General features: G+C 35.9%; 15 protein-coding genes and 1 pseudogene. 11 read left to right on the forward strand and 5 right to left on the reverse strand.

What is annotated here, in order from left to right:
- Positions 1 to 2: 2 nt before the first annotated feature.
- Entirely contained in the window at positions 3 to 635 is a 633-nt protein-coding gene (locus tag HEQ36_RS12685; protein WP_168636547.1) for a bifunctional 4-hydroxy-2-oxoglutarate aldolase/2-dehydro-3-deoxy-phosphogluconate aldolase, read from the forward strand.
- A gap of 542 nt (positions 636 to 1,177) precedes the next feature.
- Here the strand turns inward: HEQ36_RS12685 and HEQ36_RS12690 are convergent.
- The 5 genes from HEQ36_RS12690 to HEQ36_RS12710 all read right to left on the reverse strand — a co-directional run bounded on the left by HEQ36_RS12690 (position 1,178) and on the right by HEQ36_RS12710 (position 4,268).
- Positions 1,178 to 1,327 carry a hypothetical protein gene (locus HEQ36_RS12690; RefSeq protein ID WP_233455532.1) on the reverse strand — a complete coding sequence of 50 codons (150 nt, stop codon included), beginning with the start codon at positions 1,325 to 1,327 and terminating at the stop codon, positions 1,178 to 1,180.
- A 17-nt stretch (positions 1,328 to 1,344) separates the two neighbouring features.
- Positions 1,345 to 1,560 carry a hypothetical protein gene (locus HEQ36_RS12695; protein ID WP_168636546.1) on the reverse strand — a complete coding sequence of 72 codons (216 nt, stop codon included), beginning with the start codon at positions 1,558 to 1,560 and terminating at the stop codon, positions 1,345 to 1,347.
- Positions 1,561 to 1,763: 203 nt separating this feature from the next.
- Positions 1,764 to 2,798, reverse strand: coding sequence for a chlorophyll synthase ChlG (gene chlG / locus HEQ36_RS12700; protein WP_168636545.1), 1,035 nt, complete (start codon positions 2,796 to 2,798; stop codon positions 1,764 to 1,766).
- A 92-nt stretch (positions 2,799 to 2,890) separates the two neighbouring features.
- Positions 2,891 to 3,991: an ArsA family ATPase gene (locus tag HEQ36_RS12705; protein ID WP_168636544.1), complete on the reverse strand. Its 1,101-nt coding sequence runs from the start codon at positions 3,989 to 3,991 to the stop codon at positions 2,891 to 2,893.
- An 85-nt stretch (positions 3,992 to 4,076) separates the two neighbouring features.
- Positions 4,077 to 4,268, reverse strand: coding sequence for a DUF2862 domain-containing protein (locus tag HEQ36_RS12710; protein ID WP_053540016.1), 192 nt, complete (start codon positions 4,266 to 4,268; stop codon positions 4,077 to 4,079).
- Between the two features lie 108 nt (positions 4,269 to 4,376).
- Here HEQ36_RS12710 and HEQ36_RS12715 point away from each other — a divergent pair.
- The 10 genes and pseudogenes from HEQ36_RS12715 to HEQ36_RS12760 all read left to right on the forward strand — a co-directional run.
- Positions 4,377 to 4,520: pseudogene (locus tag HEQ36_RS12715) on the forward strand (Uma2 family endonuclease); the annotation flags it as partial.
- A 342-nt stretch (positions 4,521 to 4,862) separates the two neighbouring features.
- On the forward strand, positions 4,863 to 5,534 hold the full coding sequence (locus HEQ36_RS12720) for a Uma2 family endonuclease (protein WP_053540015.1): 672 nt from the start codon (positions 4,863 to 4,865) through the stop codon (positions 5,532 to 5,534).
- Between the two features lie 117 nt (positions 5,535 to 5,651).
- Complete coding sequence (locus HEQ36_RS12725; RefSeq protein WP_168466757.1) at positions 5,652 to 6,458, forward strand: ABC transporter permease; 807 nt, start codon at positions 5,652 to 5,654, stop codon at positions 6,456 to 6,458.
- 680 nt (positions 6,459 to 7,138) lie between these two features.
- Positions 7,139 to 7,906, forward strand: a complete 768-nt coding sequence (locus HEQ36_RS12730; RefSeq protein ID WP_027404151.1) for a Uma2 family endonuclease — start codon at positions 7,139 to 7,141, stop codon at positions 7,904 to 7,906.
- Positions 7,907 to 8,155: 249 nt separating this feature from the next.
- Positions 8,156 to 8,899, forward strand: a complete 744-nt coding sequence (locus HEQ36_RS12735; protein WP_168636543.1) for an ABC transporter ATP-binding protein — start codon at positions 8,156 to 8,158, stop codon at positions 8,897 to 8,899.
- A gap of 6 nt (positions 8,900 to 8,905) precedes the next feature.
- On the forward strand, positions 8,906 to 11,590 hold the full coding sequence (locus tag HEQ36_RS12740) for a glycosyltransferase (RefSeq protein WP_168636542.1): 2,685 nt from the start codon (positions 8,906 to 8,908) through the stop codon (positions 11,588 to 11,590).
- Entirely contained in the window at positions 11,587 to 12,810 is a 1,224-nt protein-coding gene (locus HEQ36_RS12745; RefSeq protein ID WP_168636541.1) for a glycosyltransferase, read from the forward strand. Before HEQ36_RS12740 ends, HEQ36_RS12745 begins: the two co-directional genes overlap by 4 nt.
- 65 nt (positions 12,811 to 12,875) lie before the next feature.
- On the forward strand, positions 12,876 to 13,898 hold the full coding sequence (locus HEQ36_RS12750; RefSeq protein WP_168636540.1) for a methyltransferase domain-containing protein: 1,023 nt from the start codon (positions 12,876 to 12,878) through the stop codon (positions 13,896 to 13,898).
- A 335-nt stretch (positions 13,899 to 14,233) separates the two neighbouring features.
- Positions 14,234 to 15,151 carry a glycosyltransferase gene (locus HEQ36_RS12755; RefSeq protein ID WP_168636539.1) on the forward strand — a complete coding sequence of 306 codons (918 nt, stop codon included), beginning with the start codon at positions 14,234 to 14,236 and terminating at the stop codon, positions 15,149 to 15,151.
- A gap of 66 nt (positions 15,152 to 15,217) precedes the next feature.
- A complete protein-coding gene (locus tag HEQ36_RS12760) occupies positions 15,218 to 16,066 on the forward strand; it encodes a glycosyltransferase (protein WP_168636538.1) in 849 nt (282 codons plus the stop codon).
- The last annotated feature ends 14 nt before the right edge of the window (positions 16,067 to 16,080 follow it).

Genomic DNA, 16,080 nt, shown 5'->3' on the forward strand with positions numbered 1-16,080 from the left:
AAATGTCTAATCAAGTTTGGTTGTCACAGTTAAAATTACATCGAGCGATCGCTGTTATTCGCGCCCCGAAGATGGTATGGGGTGAGAAAATGGCTTTAGCTGTAGCATCTGGAGGAATGCAGTTAATTGAAATTACCTGGAATAGCGATCGCGCACCGGAATTAATTGCCCAACTCCGTGCTAAATTACCTAACTGTATGATTGGTACGGGGACTTTATTTAATGTTCAACAGTTACAAGAGGCGATCGCCTGTGGGGCGCAATTTCTCTTCAGTCCCCACACTGATCTAGATATGATTCAAGCTGCATTAACCGCAAATATCCCCATTATTCCCGGTGCATTGACACCCACAGAAATTATTACCGCGTGGAATCATGGTGCAAGTTGTGTCAAAGTGTTTCCGGTACAAGCAGTGGGCGGAACTAGCTATATCAGGAGTTTACAAGGACCCCTTGGGCATATTCCCCTAATTCCTACGGGGGGTATAACATTAGAAAATGCTCAAGATTTTTTACAAGTTGGCGCAGTAGCGGTGGGGTTAAGTGGCGAATTATTCCCCACAGAATCAGTATTACAGGAAAATTGGCAAGCTATCAGTGAACAAGCCAGAATCCTCATGCAGAGGTTACATTAAATGTAAAGCGCATTACTAAACCCCTTCAAATTATGGCGTTGCTGAATTGGCGTATGATTTTTGGAGGTAGAGACGTTCCATGGAACGTCTCTACAAGAGTCTTGAACGTATGCAAAATTATTTTCATCCCTAAAATCAGCAACGCCCAAATTATTAACGATAGATGAGTAGTAATAGCGCAAGCGCTGACTTATCAGCTTCTAGCACTCATCCTAATCATTTAGGGACTTCCAAGAAATAAATTATCCTGATTAACGAACCACAGAGGCGCAGAGGACACAGAGGAATAAGGGTTTGAGAGATTTTTGCGTTAGGTGGTTGAGTATTTTTTTATTTGGAAGTCCCTTAGTTCCTCTGATGGAAAAAATTAGTGACATCCTTTCATCTTTATCTGTGGGATCACTTATATTAATCAATGACTTAGGTGAAATTGAATATATTGGTTAATTATTGACTTTTCATTGCTAAAAGCCTAAATTTACCTACAAATATTGATGAGAGAATAGCGATCGCATTCTCCATAGCTACAGAAAAGCGATACATCAATTGATAACTTCTGAAACCGTAATTACAGATATGGTATGATTTTTAAAACTAGTTTTATAAGCAATGGCTTTAGCTATAACTTGGGGATTTTTGCCTTTGCGAATTTCCGATAAAATATCTGTATCAATTAAAGTTTTATTTTTCAATATTAATTTATTATTTTTTAGGGTCTATGTTTTAACATATCTTCAATTAGTTGATCAACTAATTCCGCATCATCTGACCATTTGCCAATAAATGAATCGTTGAGAATTTCTGGTTGAGTAAGTTGCTCAATCATGGCTTTAATTAAATCTGAGATTTGACAATGATTAGTCTGGGTTAATTGTTGTATTTTGTCATAGGTTTCTTGATCTAGTTCTATTTCTATTTTTTTCATAATTAGGAATTGAGCGCATTGCTGATATCTATCAACTTAAGCCTTAAGCCAGGGAATAAATTCCCTGTCTCATAGCTAAAGTCCGTTAAAACGGACTAATAAATTTACCCAGTTTTTAGTCATCTTTAGATGACTTTCGCTATGAGACTGGGAATTCATTCCCAGACGGGATAGGGGTTTTTACGACTGATTACACCCTACAATTAAACGCCAGCGTGACCTAATGCAATGCCTGTCACCAACATTCCCAAAACCAAAAATGGTTGGGCGCTGGCTTGATATTTGACATCATTGGCTATGGGGTCACGAAGAAAATACATATCTTGAAAAGTGATTTGGGGAATGATTAATAATACGAGAATCGCTGCATATAAATTCTCGTGAATACTCACCAAATAACCTGCGACCAAACCTTGAAATAAGTCAATCATGACGACACAAATCAAAGCCGCATTTTGGATGCCAAACATAACTGGTAATGATTGTAATCCTAATTGGCGATCGCCTTCCACACTCTTAAAATCATTAACAATGGCAATACCTAAACCAGCCAAACTGTAAAATAGAGTCAGAACCACAATTGTCCAATTCAATTCCCCAAATAAAGCATGACCAGCCCACCAAGGTAAAGCAATATAACTTGCACCCAAAGCATAATTTCCTAACCAACCATTTTGTTTTAATTTCAATGGTGGTGCAGAATAGATATAGGCAATGAAACTACCAAAAACAGACAACAGTAAAACATTAGGAACTGAATGACCTGCCCATAAATCTAAGGTGTAAGCCACTCCATATCCTAATAATACTAAAAGCACGAATTGGCTAATTACTTGCTTTTCCGAAATTCTCCCCGAAGGTATAGGACGATAAGGTTCATTAATCGCGTCAATTTCCCGGTCATAATAATCATTGATGGTTTGGGTATAACCAGTCAACAACGGACCAGAAAGCAACATACACAGGGCAGACTTCAAAACATTTTCTAAAGTCCAGGTATAGTTACCAGAAGAAGCCGCACCGCAGACCACACCCCAAATTAGGGGAATCCAGGTAATCGGTTTCATCAATTGCAAGCGAATTTTCCAAATAGAAGTTTTCCCAGCACTCGCACCTTTCATTCCCAGCAATTGCCGAGTTTTTGCATTGCGGTCTTCTGTAATTGTAACTTCTGGATTTGGAGATTCTACAGCCTCATTCGGCTGCGAATTGGGATTAATGGGAGTTGATTCAGACATAAGGTGTAATGGTAATTGGTAATAGGTGATTGGTAATAGGTAATGGGTAATTGGTAATTATTGCCCAGTCCCCAATCCCCAGTCCCCAATCCCTAAAAAGAAATTATCAAATAACTATTTTGAAACTTTGCACCTGTGACAGGTTTCCCACTTAAAGCCGGGGGAAGGAAGATATTACGTCTTTGATCTGCGGCTTCTACGGTGACTTCTGGACCCTGTTGAATAAGCTTGACTTGTTTTTTGTCAAACCCAGGCAAAAATAAGCGTACTTGGCGATTATGTACGTCAATTTCAATTGGTTGGTTAGCTTGTAATGCTTGCTCGACAAAGTTGGGTAAAGCATCTATCAGAGGTTGCCATTCACCATTGACAACATCAGGAACTATGCTCACAGGTAGAGGTGCAAATTCCTCGGATAAATTGGTATTTTCTCCACCAGGAACTAAAATTGCTCCACCAATAGTTAAACCAATTTGTTGAGCGCTTCCCCACAAATAACGGGAATTTGCCACATCAATGGGTTCTGATGTTGTCACCAAAAAAGCAGCAACGCGCCGAGGATTAGCTAAGGCAGCTTTACCTTCTTCGAGGAAATTATTAACTTGGTTAGTGGGTTGAGAGAAATTATCAGTAGTCCAATTAAAATTAAACAGGCTGCTAATTAAAGGTTGCGTTACAGGAGATTCGGAAATTGTTTTCCCTAAATCGGAGTTAACAAACAATTGTCGGAATCTTCTCATATACCAACTTAAAGATTCTGGCATTCCCAACATTCGCAAACTGGCAGCGTCGCCCGTACCATCATAAATAATCGCGTCATATTTGCCACTGGCATCATATTCACGAATCGCATTGAGAGCGAGGGCGTTGTCCATGCCCGGTAATACTACCAATTCTTGCCCATAAACCTCTTTAAAAATTGGTGTACGGAGATATTGAGCCTCTAATTTTTTCACTTCTTCCCAGTTGCGTTCTAGCAGTACAGATGCTTGAAACTGTACTGCTTGGAGATTGGGAGAGATGTCCTGGGGGTCAGGAGTCAGAGTAGTATTGAGTAGAATTGACAATGTTGGATCTGCTAGTCCTGCTAGGAGTACCCGTTTGCCTTGTGTTGCCAAACTAATGGCTGCGGCGATCGCTATCTTACTGCGAGCGATGCCGTTTTTGCCCAAAAACGTCAGTATCAAGGCCATTACTTAATTTCCAATTTTGCCGATCTTGTCAATAACAACTTAGCACTCAACCAATCTTCTTAGCCTCTGCTATAAGTTGTTTTGACTAAGCTGGTCTGATTTCATCTTCAAAAAACCAAGTGGAGGAGTTGTCGTCAAACTTGACTACCACACCAATTCCTTTACCATCTGTGACTTTGTAGCCTTCGATAGTGCCAATTTTGCCGAGTTTTTGAGCGATAGTAGAGGATACGCGATCGCGCAAACGAATCACCTTAACTTTCTGTCCGATGTCCATGATCTAGTTAAAATAAAATAATCCAAATCTCAGTGTAGCTGAATCTGGCACTCTGTTTTCATTGTTCATGGCTTAAAATTAAATCAGTAAGCAAGTAGGTATACTCTTATGTTTGTTACAGCCCAACAGCTAGAACAACAAATGCCCGATGCGACTCGTTTATTAAGTGATGAGCCGGAAATGGAAAGTTCTTTGCATTATATGCAGTTCCTATTATTGGTAACTAGCTTAGAGTGGTTATGGCGTGATCGCTGGGAATAGATCCTGATACAATACTGTTCGGTTAAGACTAAAAAGCAAAAATACGTAGGTTGGGTTGAGGAACGAAACCCAACATTTTCAATTCACTTCGTTCCATATGGCTAACGCCACGCTTTGCTAACGCAATGACATTGTGTAATTAATTCTGTCTCACTACTTATTTGCGATCGCTAGGCGTAAGTGAGTTGGCGTTAAAAATTGTCGTTATGGCAAGGCAAGAGGCAATGGGCAAGAGTAAAGAAGTTTTCGGCGATTTTACGTTTCTTTACACAGTTTGGTTTTATTGTGTTCACCTACTTAGATCCTGATAGTGTGGTTAATTAGGAAAAAACTATGACTACAACCATAAAGTTAACCGATGTCACCATCGAATATCCTAGCTCTGATGGAGAACCCGTGGCAGAAACCTATATACATCTCTATGCGATTTTAACTACTTTAGAAGTTTTAAAACAGTACCTAGCAGGAAGACAAGCAACGGTACTCGCAAATCAATTTTTATACTATGCTCAAAGTTTTCCGAAATTAAGAGTAGCACCAGATGTGATGGTAATTTTTGATGTGCCACCTGGAGGTAGAGATAATTATAAGGTCTGGGAAGAAGGTCAAGTTCCCCAAGTTGTCTTGGAAATGACCAGTGCCGGAACTCAAAGGCAGGATCAAGAGCAAAAGAAGTTATTGTATGAACAATTAGGGATTTTAGAATATTGGTTATTTGACCCGAAAGGAGAATGGATTAACAAAAAGTTACAGGGGTATCGTTTACAGGATGAGATTTATCAACCCATTACCGATAGTTTATCTCAGCCGTTGGGATTGCGTCTAGAAGTGGAAGGGGAGCTTTTAAGATTTTACCGTCTTGATACAGGTGATAAATTACTCATACCTACAGAATTGGCAGAAAAGGCTGAAAGTGAACGCCAAAGGGCTGATGATGCGGAGGCTAAAGTAGCAATTTTGGCTCAACGGTTAAGGGAGTTAGGTATTGACTCTGATAGTTTGTAAGTAATTACCTGAGATAGATAAAATTTCACTTATCTGAAAATTAATCGTCAACAATTGCACTCGTATGGTATAGAATGCCAAAATGACTTTTTTCCGGTGTGTAATGGTGCTATAAGAATGACACTTTCCCTGAAAGATAATTTAAATTGGTTACAAGTGCAGCGTTATTGCGAACTCCTGCACGTCTTAGTTGGACGGACACTTAAAGTCCGTTATCGGGGGTCTTTTCTAGGGGTTTATTGGTCACTATTGAACCCATTGATTATGACAGGGTTGTATACTGCCATCTTTGGTGCTACCTTTGCATCCTACTATGGTAACTCCATCATTAACTATATGCTGGCAGCGCTGACAGGACTGTTAGTAATTAATTTTTTCTCCGCTTGCACATCCCAAGCTTTAACCAGCGTAGTCGGCAATGGTGCATTATTAAATAAGATTCAGTTACCAGTTAGTGTTTTTCCGGTATCAATGATTTCGTCCAATGTCTTTCAATTTTCAGTGGGAGCATTTCCGTTACTAGCAATTATGACATTGATTAATTCCAAAAGTCTCATCAATGTCATCGCTTTAGTATTTCCATTTTTAGCATTAATTTTAGTTTCTACAGGAGTCGGTTTTTTAGTCAGTGCTTTGTACGTATTTTTCAGGGATTTACCTTACTTTTATGAATTGGTAGTATTTGTAATTTGGATTAGCAGTCCGATATTTTACCCAGCAGCTATTGTTCCCAAGCCGGTAAAACAGTTTTTAGGTTTGAACCCCTTATCCCCAATCATCGAAAGTCTCCGTCAGATTACATTATCAGGTTCTCCACCAGATTTAGGTCTGATTTGGGGGGCTTTACTGAGTGGCATCATTATTTTAGCCTTGGGATGGACTTGTTTTCACCTGTGGCGGCATCAATTTATGGATTTGCTGTAAGAGGATGTTTGAAAAGTTTTTAATGTATAAACAAACCCCTCTCCAAACCTCTCCCCGAAGCGGGGAGAGGCTTTGAAACCCCCCTTCCCGTCCTTCGGCACGCTGCGCTAACGTAGGGAAGGGGGGCAGGGGGGTTAGGTTTTTGGAGATTATCGGTTTGATCTAATACTTTTCAAACAACCTCTAAGAGGATGTTTTAAAAGTGGTATTCCGTAATTTTCATCACATTGCTACCCCCTTAGTCCCACCTTTACAAGGGGGGAAACAATAAAAATCCAGTTCCCTCCCCTTTACAAGGGGAGGGTTAGGGAGGGGTAAAAAATATTTGATACATCAAGCATAACTTTTCAAACACCCTCTAACATAGCTATCGTTTGGTAATTGCATAAGTAGGTGAACACAATAAAACCAACCTGTGTAAAGAAATGTAAAATCGCCCAAACCCTCTTCACTCTTGCCTCTTGCATGAGTGCCTTTTGCCTTTCCATAACGACAATTTTCAACACCAACCTACTTAGGAATGTGAATTAAATAAGGTGCAAAAGTAGGGTGTGTTAGCGACAGCGTAACGCACCATTCCAGGTTACATCAGAATTGCAGGTTATTAAATTTGCGTTCCTTAGACTAGAACCTGATAGTTTATAATTAACCAAAGATAGTAATTTATCCTAATAAAATCTATGGCTTTAACCGCACAAGAAATAGAAGCATTAATGCCAGATTGCACTGAACTACTCAGCGACGAACCAGAAATGGAAAGCTCTTTACACTATACACAACTATTAATATTAGTAACTTGTTTAGAATGGTTATGGCGTAATAGAGAAGATTTTTTTATCGGTGCAAATCTTAGCGTTTACTATAGCCGACAACAGTTAAAAAATCGAGACTTTAGAGGACCAGACTTTTTTTTAGTTAAGGACACGGAAAAACGTCCACGTCTTTCTTGGGTAATATGGGAAGAAGATGGTAAATATCCCAATGTAATAATTGAATTACTTTCTGATTCTACAGCGAAGGTAGATAAGGGATTGAAAAAACAGTTGTATCAAAATCAATTCCGCACCCCTGAGTATTTTTGGTTTTCCCCGAATACCTTAGAACTGGTAGGATGGCGATTAACAGACAGTGAGTATAAAACTATTCCAGCATCAGAAAATGCCTGGTATTGGAGTCAGGAGTTAGGTTTATATCTAGGGGTTTGGGAAGATAAGTTAAGATATTTTACTGTTGAAGGAAGATTAGTCCCTACACCAGAAGAAGCTAATTTAGAAGAAATGAGAAAAGCTGAGGTTGAATATCAAAGGGCTGAGGTTGAATATCAAAGGGCTGAATCTGAACGTCAAAAGGTTGAAGTTGAACGTCAGCGTGCTGATGACGCAGAGAATAAAGCAGCTATTCTAGCGCAAAAATTAAGGGAGTTAGGTATTGAACCCGATAGTTTATAAATCGCCGGGCTTTGCTTAATGGCATAATTATTTTAGCCTTGAGACAATACCTTGTCCATTTCCTGCTTTGTTGGGTTAAGCGACAGCGCAACCCAACGCTCATGTTGGGTTTTATGCTAATTGCTCCGCGAACGTTCACGTTCCACAACCCAATCTACAAATCAAGGCTTTTTTCCAATTTGGACAAGGTATTGCTTAAGATGGACTTGTTTTCACCTGTGGCGACATCAATTTATGGATTGGCTGTAAATGGAAGTAATACGTTTGGACAATGTTTCGCTGTGGAGAAGGACTCAAGAGGAATTTTCCTATGATTTAAAAAAAACGCTCCTATCTGTGGTAGAGGGTAAATATCGTCAACCTGCGAAGAAATTAGTTTTAGATAATATTGACTTGGTGGTTGCGAAAGGAGAAAAAATAGGTATAATTGGTGCTAACGGTTCAGGTAAGTCCACTCTGTTAAAGATAATTTCTGGGATTTTACAGCCTACCACTGGTACTGTCAGAGTCCGAGGTCAAGTTGCGCCTTTAATTGAATTAGGAGCAGGTTTTGATGCGGAAATCTCTGTAATGGACAATATCCTCCTTTATGGTGTATTGTTGGGTTTTTCTAGGGCTGAGATGAAAGCAAGAGCGCGTTCTATTTTGGAGTTTGCAGATTTGGAGGATTATGCTTTAGTTCCAGTTAAGGGTTTATCTTCAGGTATGGTGGCTCGTTTGGGGTTTTCTATTGCGACTGATGTACAGCCAGATATTTTGATCTTGGATGAGGTTTTATCAGTTGGAGATGAGGGTTTTAAGAATAAGTGTAAGCAAAGAATGGATAAGTTTTGGGATGATAATGTGACTATTCTAGTAGTTTCTCATGATTTAGAATTTGTGAAACAATCTTGTGATAGGCTCATTTTTCTCGATAACGGCAAGGTTAAGTTTAGGGGCAATGGTCAAAAAACTATAGATTATTATTTGAGTACATTGAACTTAGGGAATTAAATAAGAATGAATAATTTAAAATATCAAGATTTATATAATGAAGATTATTATCTAAAAATGGTACCAGGTCTTCCTTATGATAGAGCAGCTAATGATGGACACTGGCTACGTTTTTTTAATGCTGTTGCAGACAGGTTAATAACTTATGTTTCACCTAAATCTGTTTTAGACGTAGGTTGTGCGAAAGGGTTTTTATTGGAAGCATTTTATAACCGAGGTACTTTAATTCATGGTTTTGATTGTTCTCAATATGCAATATCCTGTCTCAGAGAAGATTTAAAGCCTTTTGTTTTTGTTTCTTCTGCCACTAATTCAGATGCCTTTCAGAAAAATAAAGGTAATTATGATTTAATAACTTGTATTGAAGTAGTTGAGCATATGCCACGAGATGAGGCAATGTGTGCAATTAGAAATATGTGTCTATATGCTAATTCAATATTTTTTTCATCCACATCTGATGATTTTGCCGAACCAACTCATTTAACTGTTTTACCTCGTATTAATTGGCTAAATGCTTTTTTATCTTGTGGTTTTGTGCCTGATTATAAGTTTTATATATCCGACATAATACCTCATGGTATTTTATTACGAAAAATAGAGGATGACCGTCAGGAAATTAATAAACTCATTGAATTTCATGAGTGGAACGTAGATAACATAAAAGACCAAACAGAAAGTGTAGACAAATTAACACTAGAGAAAGTCAATTTAGCATCTCAATTACTCAATACTCAGGCAGAACTCGAAAAATCCCAGTCTCAATTGATCCAAACTCAGGCGGAACTCGAAAAATCCATAAATGTTGTATCTTGGATGGAAACAAGTAAATTTTGGAAGTTACGATCAATATATTTAAAGTTTAAAAAATCCATATTAAACTCACCTTTTATAAAGCTTTGTAGTAGAATCATAACCAATTTACGCCAAAAAATATCTCTTATATTTTTCAAGCGCATATTTAATTTTATCAAGCATAAACTTATGGGCTTTCGCACAAACATTGATTTTGTCGATACGCTAATAGCAAAAGTTTTACAAAATTTGGCTGATTCTCCAGAATATGGACAATGGATTAAATTATATGAAATAACGAATGAAGAACTGGAACAGCAAAAAATAAATGCCTTAGGATTTAATTATCAACCTTCTTTAAGCGTAATACTTCCAGTTTATAAATTGCCATTGTCTATCTTAAAAGAAACAATTAATAGTGTCTTACAGCAAAGTTACACGAACTGGGAGTTATGTATTGCATTTGCAGATATCAATAACTTACAGAATATCGGTTATTTAAAAAGGTTAAGTTTACAAGATAATCGAGTTAAGCTCAATATTATGCCAGAAAACAAAGGAATTTCCGGTAATTCTAATGTTTCTCTAAAAATGGCATCAGGTGAATTTATAGTTTTACTTGATCATGATGATTTGTTATCACCTTCAGCTTTTTATGAAGTGATCCATGAACTAAATAAGCAGCCAGATATAGACTTTATTTACTCAGACAAAGACTGTGTTAGTGAAAACAGTATGGTAAGGTCCAGGCTGCTACTTAAGCCACAGTGGAGTCCAGAAATTTTATATTCAGCTAACTATTTAACTCATTTATGTATTGCTCGCCGCGATTTGGTAGAGAAGATTGGTGGCTTTCGTTCAGAAACGGATGGAGCGCAAGACTGGGACTTGTTTCTTCGTATTACAGAACAAACATCACGTATTGCCAGAATACATTCTGTGCTTTACCATTGGCGCATCATACAAGGATCTACTTCTTTGGGAATAGATTCTAAGCCATACGCGCTTGAAGCGCAATTACGATCTATCCAAGATCATCTGCTTAGGATGCAATTACCAGCAACAGTTTCACCACATCCAGAATCTGGTTTTCAATTAGAATGGATAGCTCAACCCGCAAGAGTATCAGTTGTTATTGATGGTGATGTACCTTGGGATAGTTTATCTGTTTGCATCAGTGCTGTCTCGGAATTTGCTGACGCTAGATGGCACAAAGCAATAATAGTTTTACCAGAGTCTACTTATAATACACACCAAAATGAGCTAGAAATTCTTATCAAAAAAATCAATATACCTGTTAATTGCTTGCTGATTCATGAAGGAAATTCTAAATTAACAACATTAGCAGAAGCAGCAAAACAAAATATTACTGATGTAGTTGTGTTCGTATCGGGACAAGTTATTAGATTCAATGAGGGATGGATACAAGAATTAAGTGGCTGGGTTATCAATCATCCAGATATTGGATTTGCCTCTGCACTGGTTCTAACAGATAAAAATATAGTTGTTGAAGCTGGATTAGTTGTTGATCAACTGGATAATGGCTATCCATTGCTGCGTGAAAGTAACTTATATTCCTGGGATATTTTTGGTGGAGCTTTATGGTATCGAAATTGCAGCGCAAGTTCTCCTTGGGCTGTAGCTTTTAATTATGAACATTACTTAAGTATAGGCGGATTATCCAGCAATTATCCTTCTGTGCAGGATTCAATAATTAAACTTTGTCAAGCTAGTCGTTCGACTAATAAACGGGGTTTGGTCAATCCCCATGCCCGTGCATTTTTGGCATATTTACCAACTAATGATTTCTCAGAATTTCATGAGTCTTTAGCAGATGATCCCTATTTTCATCCTGCATTTGGCTCTATTGTCCCTTTAAAATTAAAATTAAAAAAATGAAAATCATCAAACTGCTTAAGAAATTAATTAGTCAAAAAATACTTTTTTTAGATAAATACACTAAAGATGCTTCTGCATTGGCAGAAGTTATTGATTTTTCATATACAGATATTTCTCAAGATCAACAACATCCTGAAAGAGTTAGTAGATCAGGAGTTTACACTATTAATTGGTATATACCATCTTTTACTAATGCTTTTTATGGTGGTGTAATGACGATACTTCGTACAGCAGATTATTTACTCAATCATGAAGGAATACAGCAAAGATTTCTAATTTGTGGTGATAGTAATTCTGATGCTATCCATGATCAAATTACTAAAGCATTTCCTAATTTACACAGCGCTGAAGTAATAATCCTGAATTCTGCACAAGCAATTCAGAACATACCAGCATCAGATTTTTCTATAGCTACTCTCTGGACAACCGCTTATGTATTGCTAAAAGTAGACAATACTGGGTTAAAGTTTTATTTTATCCAAGATTTTGAACCTTTATTTTATCCAGCAGGATCTACTTATGCTCAAGCTGAAGCCACATACAGATTTGGGTTTTATGGCATTGCCAATACTATTACTTTAAAGAAGATATATGAAAATGAATATTCTGGTACAGCTATTCACTTTACTCCATGTGTAGATACTAAAGTTTTTTATCCTGATAGTAGTTCCAAGAAGGATAATACTCCTAAACGTGTATTTTTTTATGGTCGCCCAGGACATCCGCGTAATGGTTTTGAGTTAGCAGTTGCCGCAATGCGAAAACTGAAGGTAAGTTATGGTTTTCATGTGGAAATTTTATCTGCTGGTGCTGATTGGAACCCTAAAGAATATGGGTTAGAAGGAGTGGTAGAAAACCTTGGATTGCTAAGTTATACAGAAACAGGAAATTTGTATCGTTCTTGTCATATCGGACTTTCCATGATGATGACTAAGCATCCCTCTTACTTGCCTTTTGAGATGATGGCGTGTGGTGTATTAGTAGTTTCTAACTTTAACGCAAGTACACAATGGTTGTTGAGAGATAAGGAGAACTGTCTTATAGCTAATCCAAGTGCTACTTGTATAGCTGAAACAATATCAGCAGCAATTGAGCGATATAAAGAATTTGAAATAATTACAAATAATGCTATTAATTATATTAAAAATAACCATGCAGACTGGTCAGTTGAAATCAATAAAATCAATGGATTTATTCAAACAAAAGCTAAGAATTTTTAGCAGATTATATCTGGTTTTACTCTATATTTATATCTGGGTTACTTCTGAAATCAAGGGTAAGAAAAATGAAAATTATCAAACTATTTGAAAAATTAATTAGTCAAAAAGCAGTTTTTTTAGATAAATATACTAAAGATATTTCTGGGTCGGCGGAAGTTTCTTCTATAAATTATAATGACTGTCTAGTTCAATCTAATGGAGATATTTTCGGTTCTTCTGTCTTTTTAGTGAAAAATGGATATCGTCACTACATACCAGATTTAGACTGGGTAATTCAACATGGCTTCACTTGGCCAACTGATATCAATAATGTAACAGATGAAGTGCTAATAAATCTTCTTCCTGGTCGTCCTGCTCCGCGTAAATGGTCGTTAGAAGAATGGATAAATCCACCTAGAGATATCAACATGATGAAAATGCGAGAGATTGCTACATCTAGGCTAACTGGTTATGGAATAGAATGTGGTGCTGGTGCATCTCCTTTACCATTACCTTTAAACTGTCATGTCAAGTATGTTGACAGATTTTCTAAAAGTGAACTTCAACATCAACTTTATCCCGGACAACAATTTTATAATTTTATAGAGCCAGACATTTTAAGTGACTTAAACAATTTGGATGGAATTGAAGATAATAGTCTAGACTTTATAGTTGCTTGTCATGTGATAGAACATCTTAGAAATCCTATAGGAGCTTTGGAGAAAGCTTATAAAAAACTGCGTATGGGTGGGTCTATTGTTTTGGTAATACCAGATAAAGAAAGAACGTTTGATAAAAAACGCAAGTTAACTGTCCTAGAACACCTAATTCTAGACTATCAAGAACCTTCAAAAAATAGAGACAAGGAGCATTATATTGAATTTTTTGAATTGGCATTTCAGGTATCCTCGGAAAAGCTTTACTCAACAATAGAAGAAAATTTTCAAGCCCAAGCTGATATTCATTATCATACATTTACTTATGAAAGTTTTAGTGTACTCATAAATTATGTACATAACCATATTTGTTCTTGGTCGTCAGTATGGTCACAACCTACTTTATCTAACTCATTAGAAGATATTGAGTTCTACTTTATACTCACTAAATAGTACAAACAATATATACAGCACTTTCTGATCTTATGAGGTACAATAACAGAAATTAGTAAACCAGTTTTTTAAATGTTGAGGATTCATTAAGTTGAGAGCAACGGAGATAACGAATTCTTCTTTTTATTAAAATTAATTTATGATACCCATGACAATAAGATATTAACCAAAGTTAATAACTATCGTTTAATATGACAACAATTTCGCTTTATAACTTCAATTTATTTATTAATCTAATTTATGATTAGAGCTTTTAACATCTTCATTTATTTATCTTTTGACTGCTCTATGTGCTATCAGTTCTCATTGCTGCTTATTGACAATAGCTTAATAATATGCAATCAAAAATAGCAGCTTATATTACTTGTTACGAAGATCAAGAATCTGCTAATATGTGTATCGAAGCAATAGAAGCCCAATCAATTCAAGTTACAGCTATATATATAGTAGATAACTCTGATAAACCATTGTCACTAAATGATAAAAATGAACTATTGCGAATACATCATTATCCAAATAACATTGGAATTGCCGCAGGGTTAGTAAAAGCATTAGAATGGACTATTCATCAAAAATATGATTTTCTATGGACATTTGATCAAGATAGTGTTCCTACTCCAAATTGCTTAGAAATCTTGCTGACAAATTATCATAAATTATCTGAACAAGATAACTATAAAATTGGCATTATTGCCCCTACTGCTTGTGATCCTAGAACGGGTAAAATTATAGAAAGTGTAATTTTCGCTAATGATCATTTTCAAGAAATTAAGCATAATAATAGTGTTAATATTTATGAATGTGATTCACCAATTACATCAGGTTCTTTAATTTCTTTGACTGCGGCTAAAACTATTTCTCCTCCTTGTGCTGATTTATTTATTGATGGTATTGACCTTGATTATGGCTTACGACTAAGGCAAAAAGGGTTTCATAATCTAATTGTGACTAAAGCTATCATGCACCACAATTTTGGTCGTCCTATTCAAATAAAATTTCTAAATCAATATCGCTATATACAACAATATTCAGCTTTACGTTATTATTATATTTGTCGTAACCATACCTACTTGGAAACTCATTTTTCTCAAGGTTTCTATCGCTTTACCAGCTTAATTCGACGAATAAAATATGTGCTGGTTAAAATCTTTTTGATTATGTTCTATGATTTAGAAGATAAACAATTAAAAATATGGGCTTGTCTATTAGGAACTTATTATGGTTTAATAGGCAAACTTACTGAAAGATGGTAATTAATATCTTCATTAAAAACCGTTTAAATACTTGTCTTAAAATAATTATTTTACAATTAATTTATTATGATTTACTTTTTAATAGTCAATTATTATTCTACCAATTTAATAACTAAATTAATAGGTTCTCTACCATCTTCTCCAGATAGTAACTATCAAGTTATTATTATTAATAATTCACTTGATGATAATTCAATTAATGATATTCAATATCAATCAACAATAATTATTGATTCTGAAAAAAATCTTGGTTTTGGTGGAGGTTGTAATTTAGGTTTACAATGGATTTTTAATCAAGATAAACAAGGAATAGTTTGGATAATTAATCCAGATGCTTACTTACCAGAAAATACTTTAGAAAAAGCTCAACTCTTTTTTAATTCATATCAACAATTATCAATTTTAGGTACAATTGTTTATAATCCTGAACAGAAAATTTGGTTTGCTGGTGGTCGCTTTATTCCTGAAAATGGCGCAATTTTAGAAGTAGATTTATTAACTAATAACGACACAGATTATATTAATTGTGATTGGGTTTCCGGTTGTAGTATAATAATTAATCTAAATAAATTTTCTGAATGTCCTTTATTTGATCATGCTTATTTTTTATATTATGAAGATTTTGATTTTTGCAGACGTTATGCTAATCAAGGACATTTAATAGCCATTACTAAACAATTAAGTGTCATACATCAACCTTCATCAATTACTAATAGAAACATTTTTAAAAAGATTAGATATAGTACCTATAGTTATTTATTTACAATTAACAGGTATACAAATAAATCAATTTTTACTATGAAACTTATTCTGCAAATCATCAAAGCAACAATGGGATTAATTATAAAACCACAAGCTGCATTAGGAAAAATTTATGGTATATGTGATTACATGAGAAATCAGCAACATCATTAATAGCAAGGTTTAAA

It is taken from the genome of Anabaena sp. 54 (genome assembly GCF_017355725.1).
Classification (GTDB): Bacteria; Cyanobacteriota; Cyanobacteriia; order Cyanobacteriales; family Nostocaceae; genus Dolichospermum; species Dolichospermum heterosporum.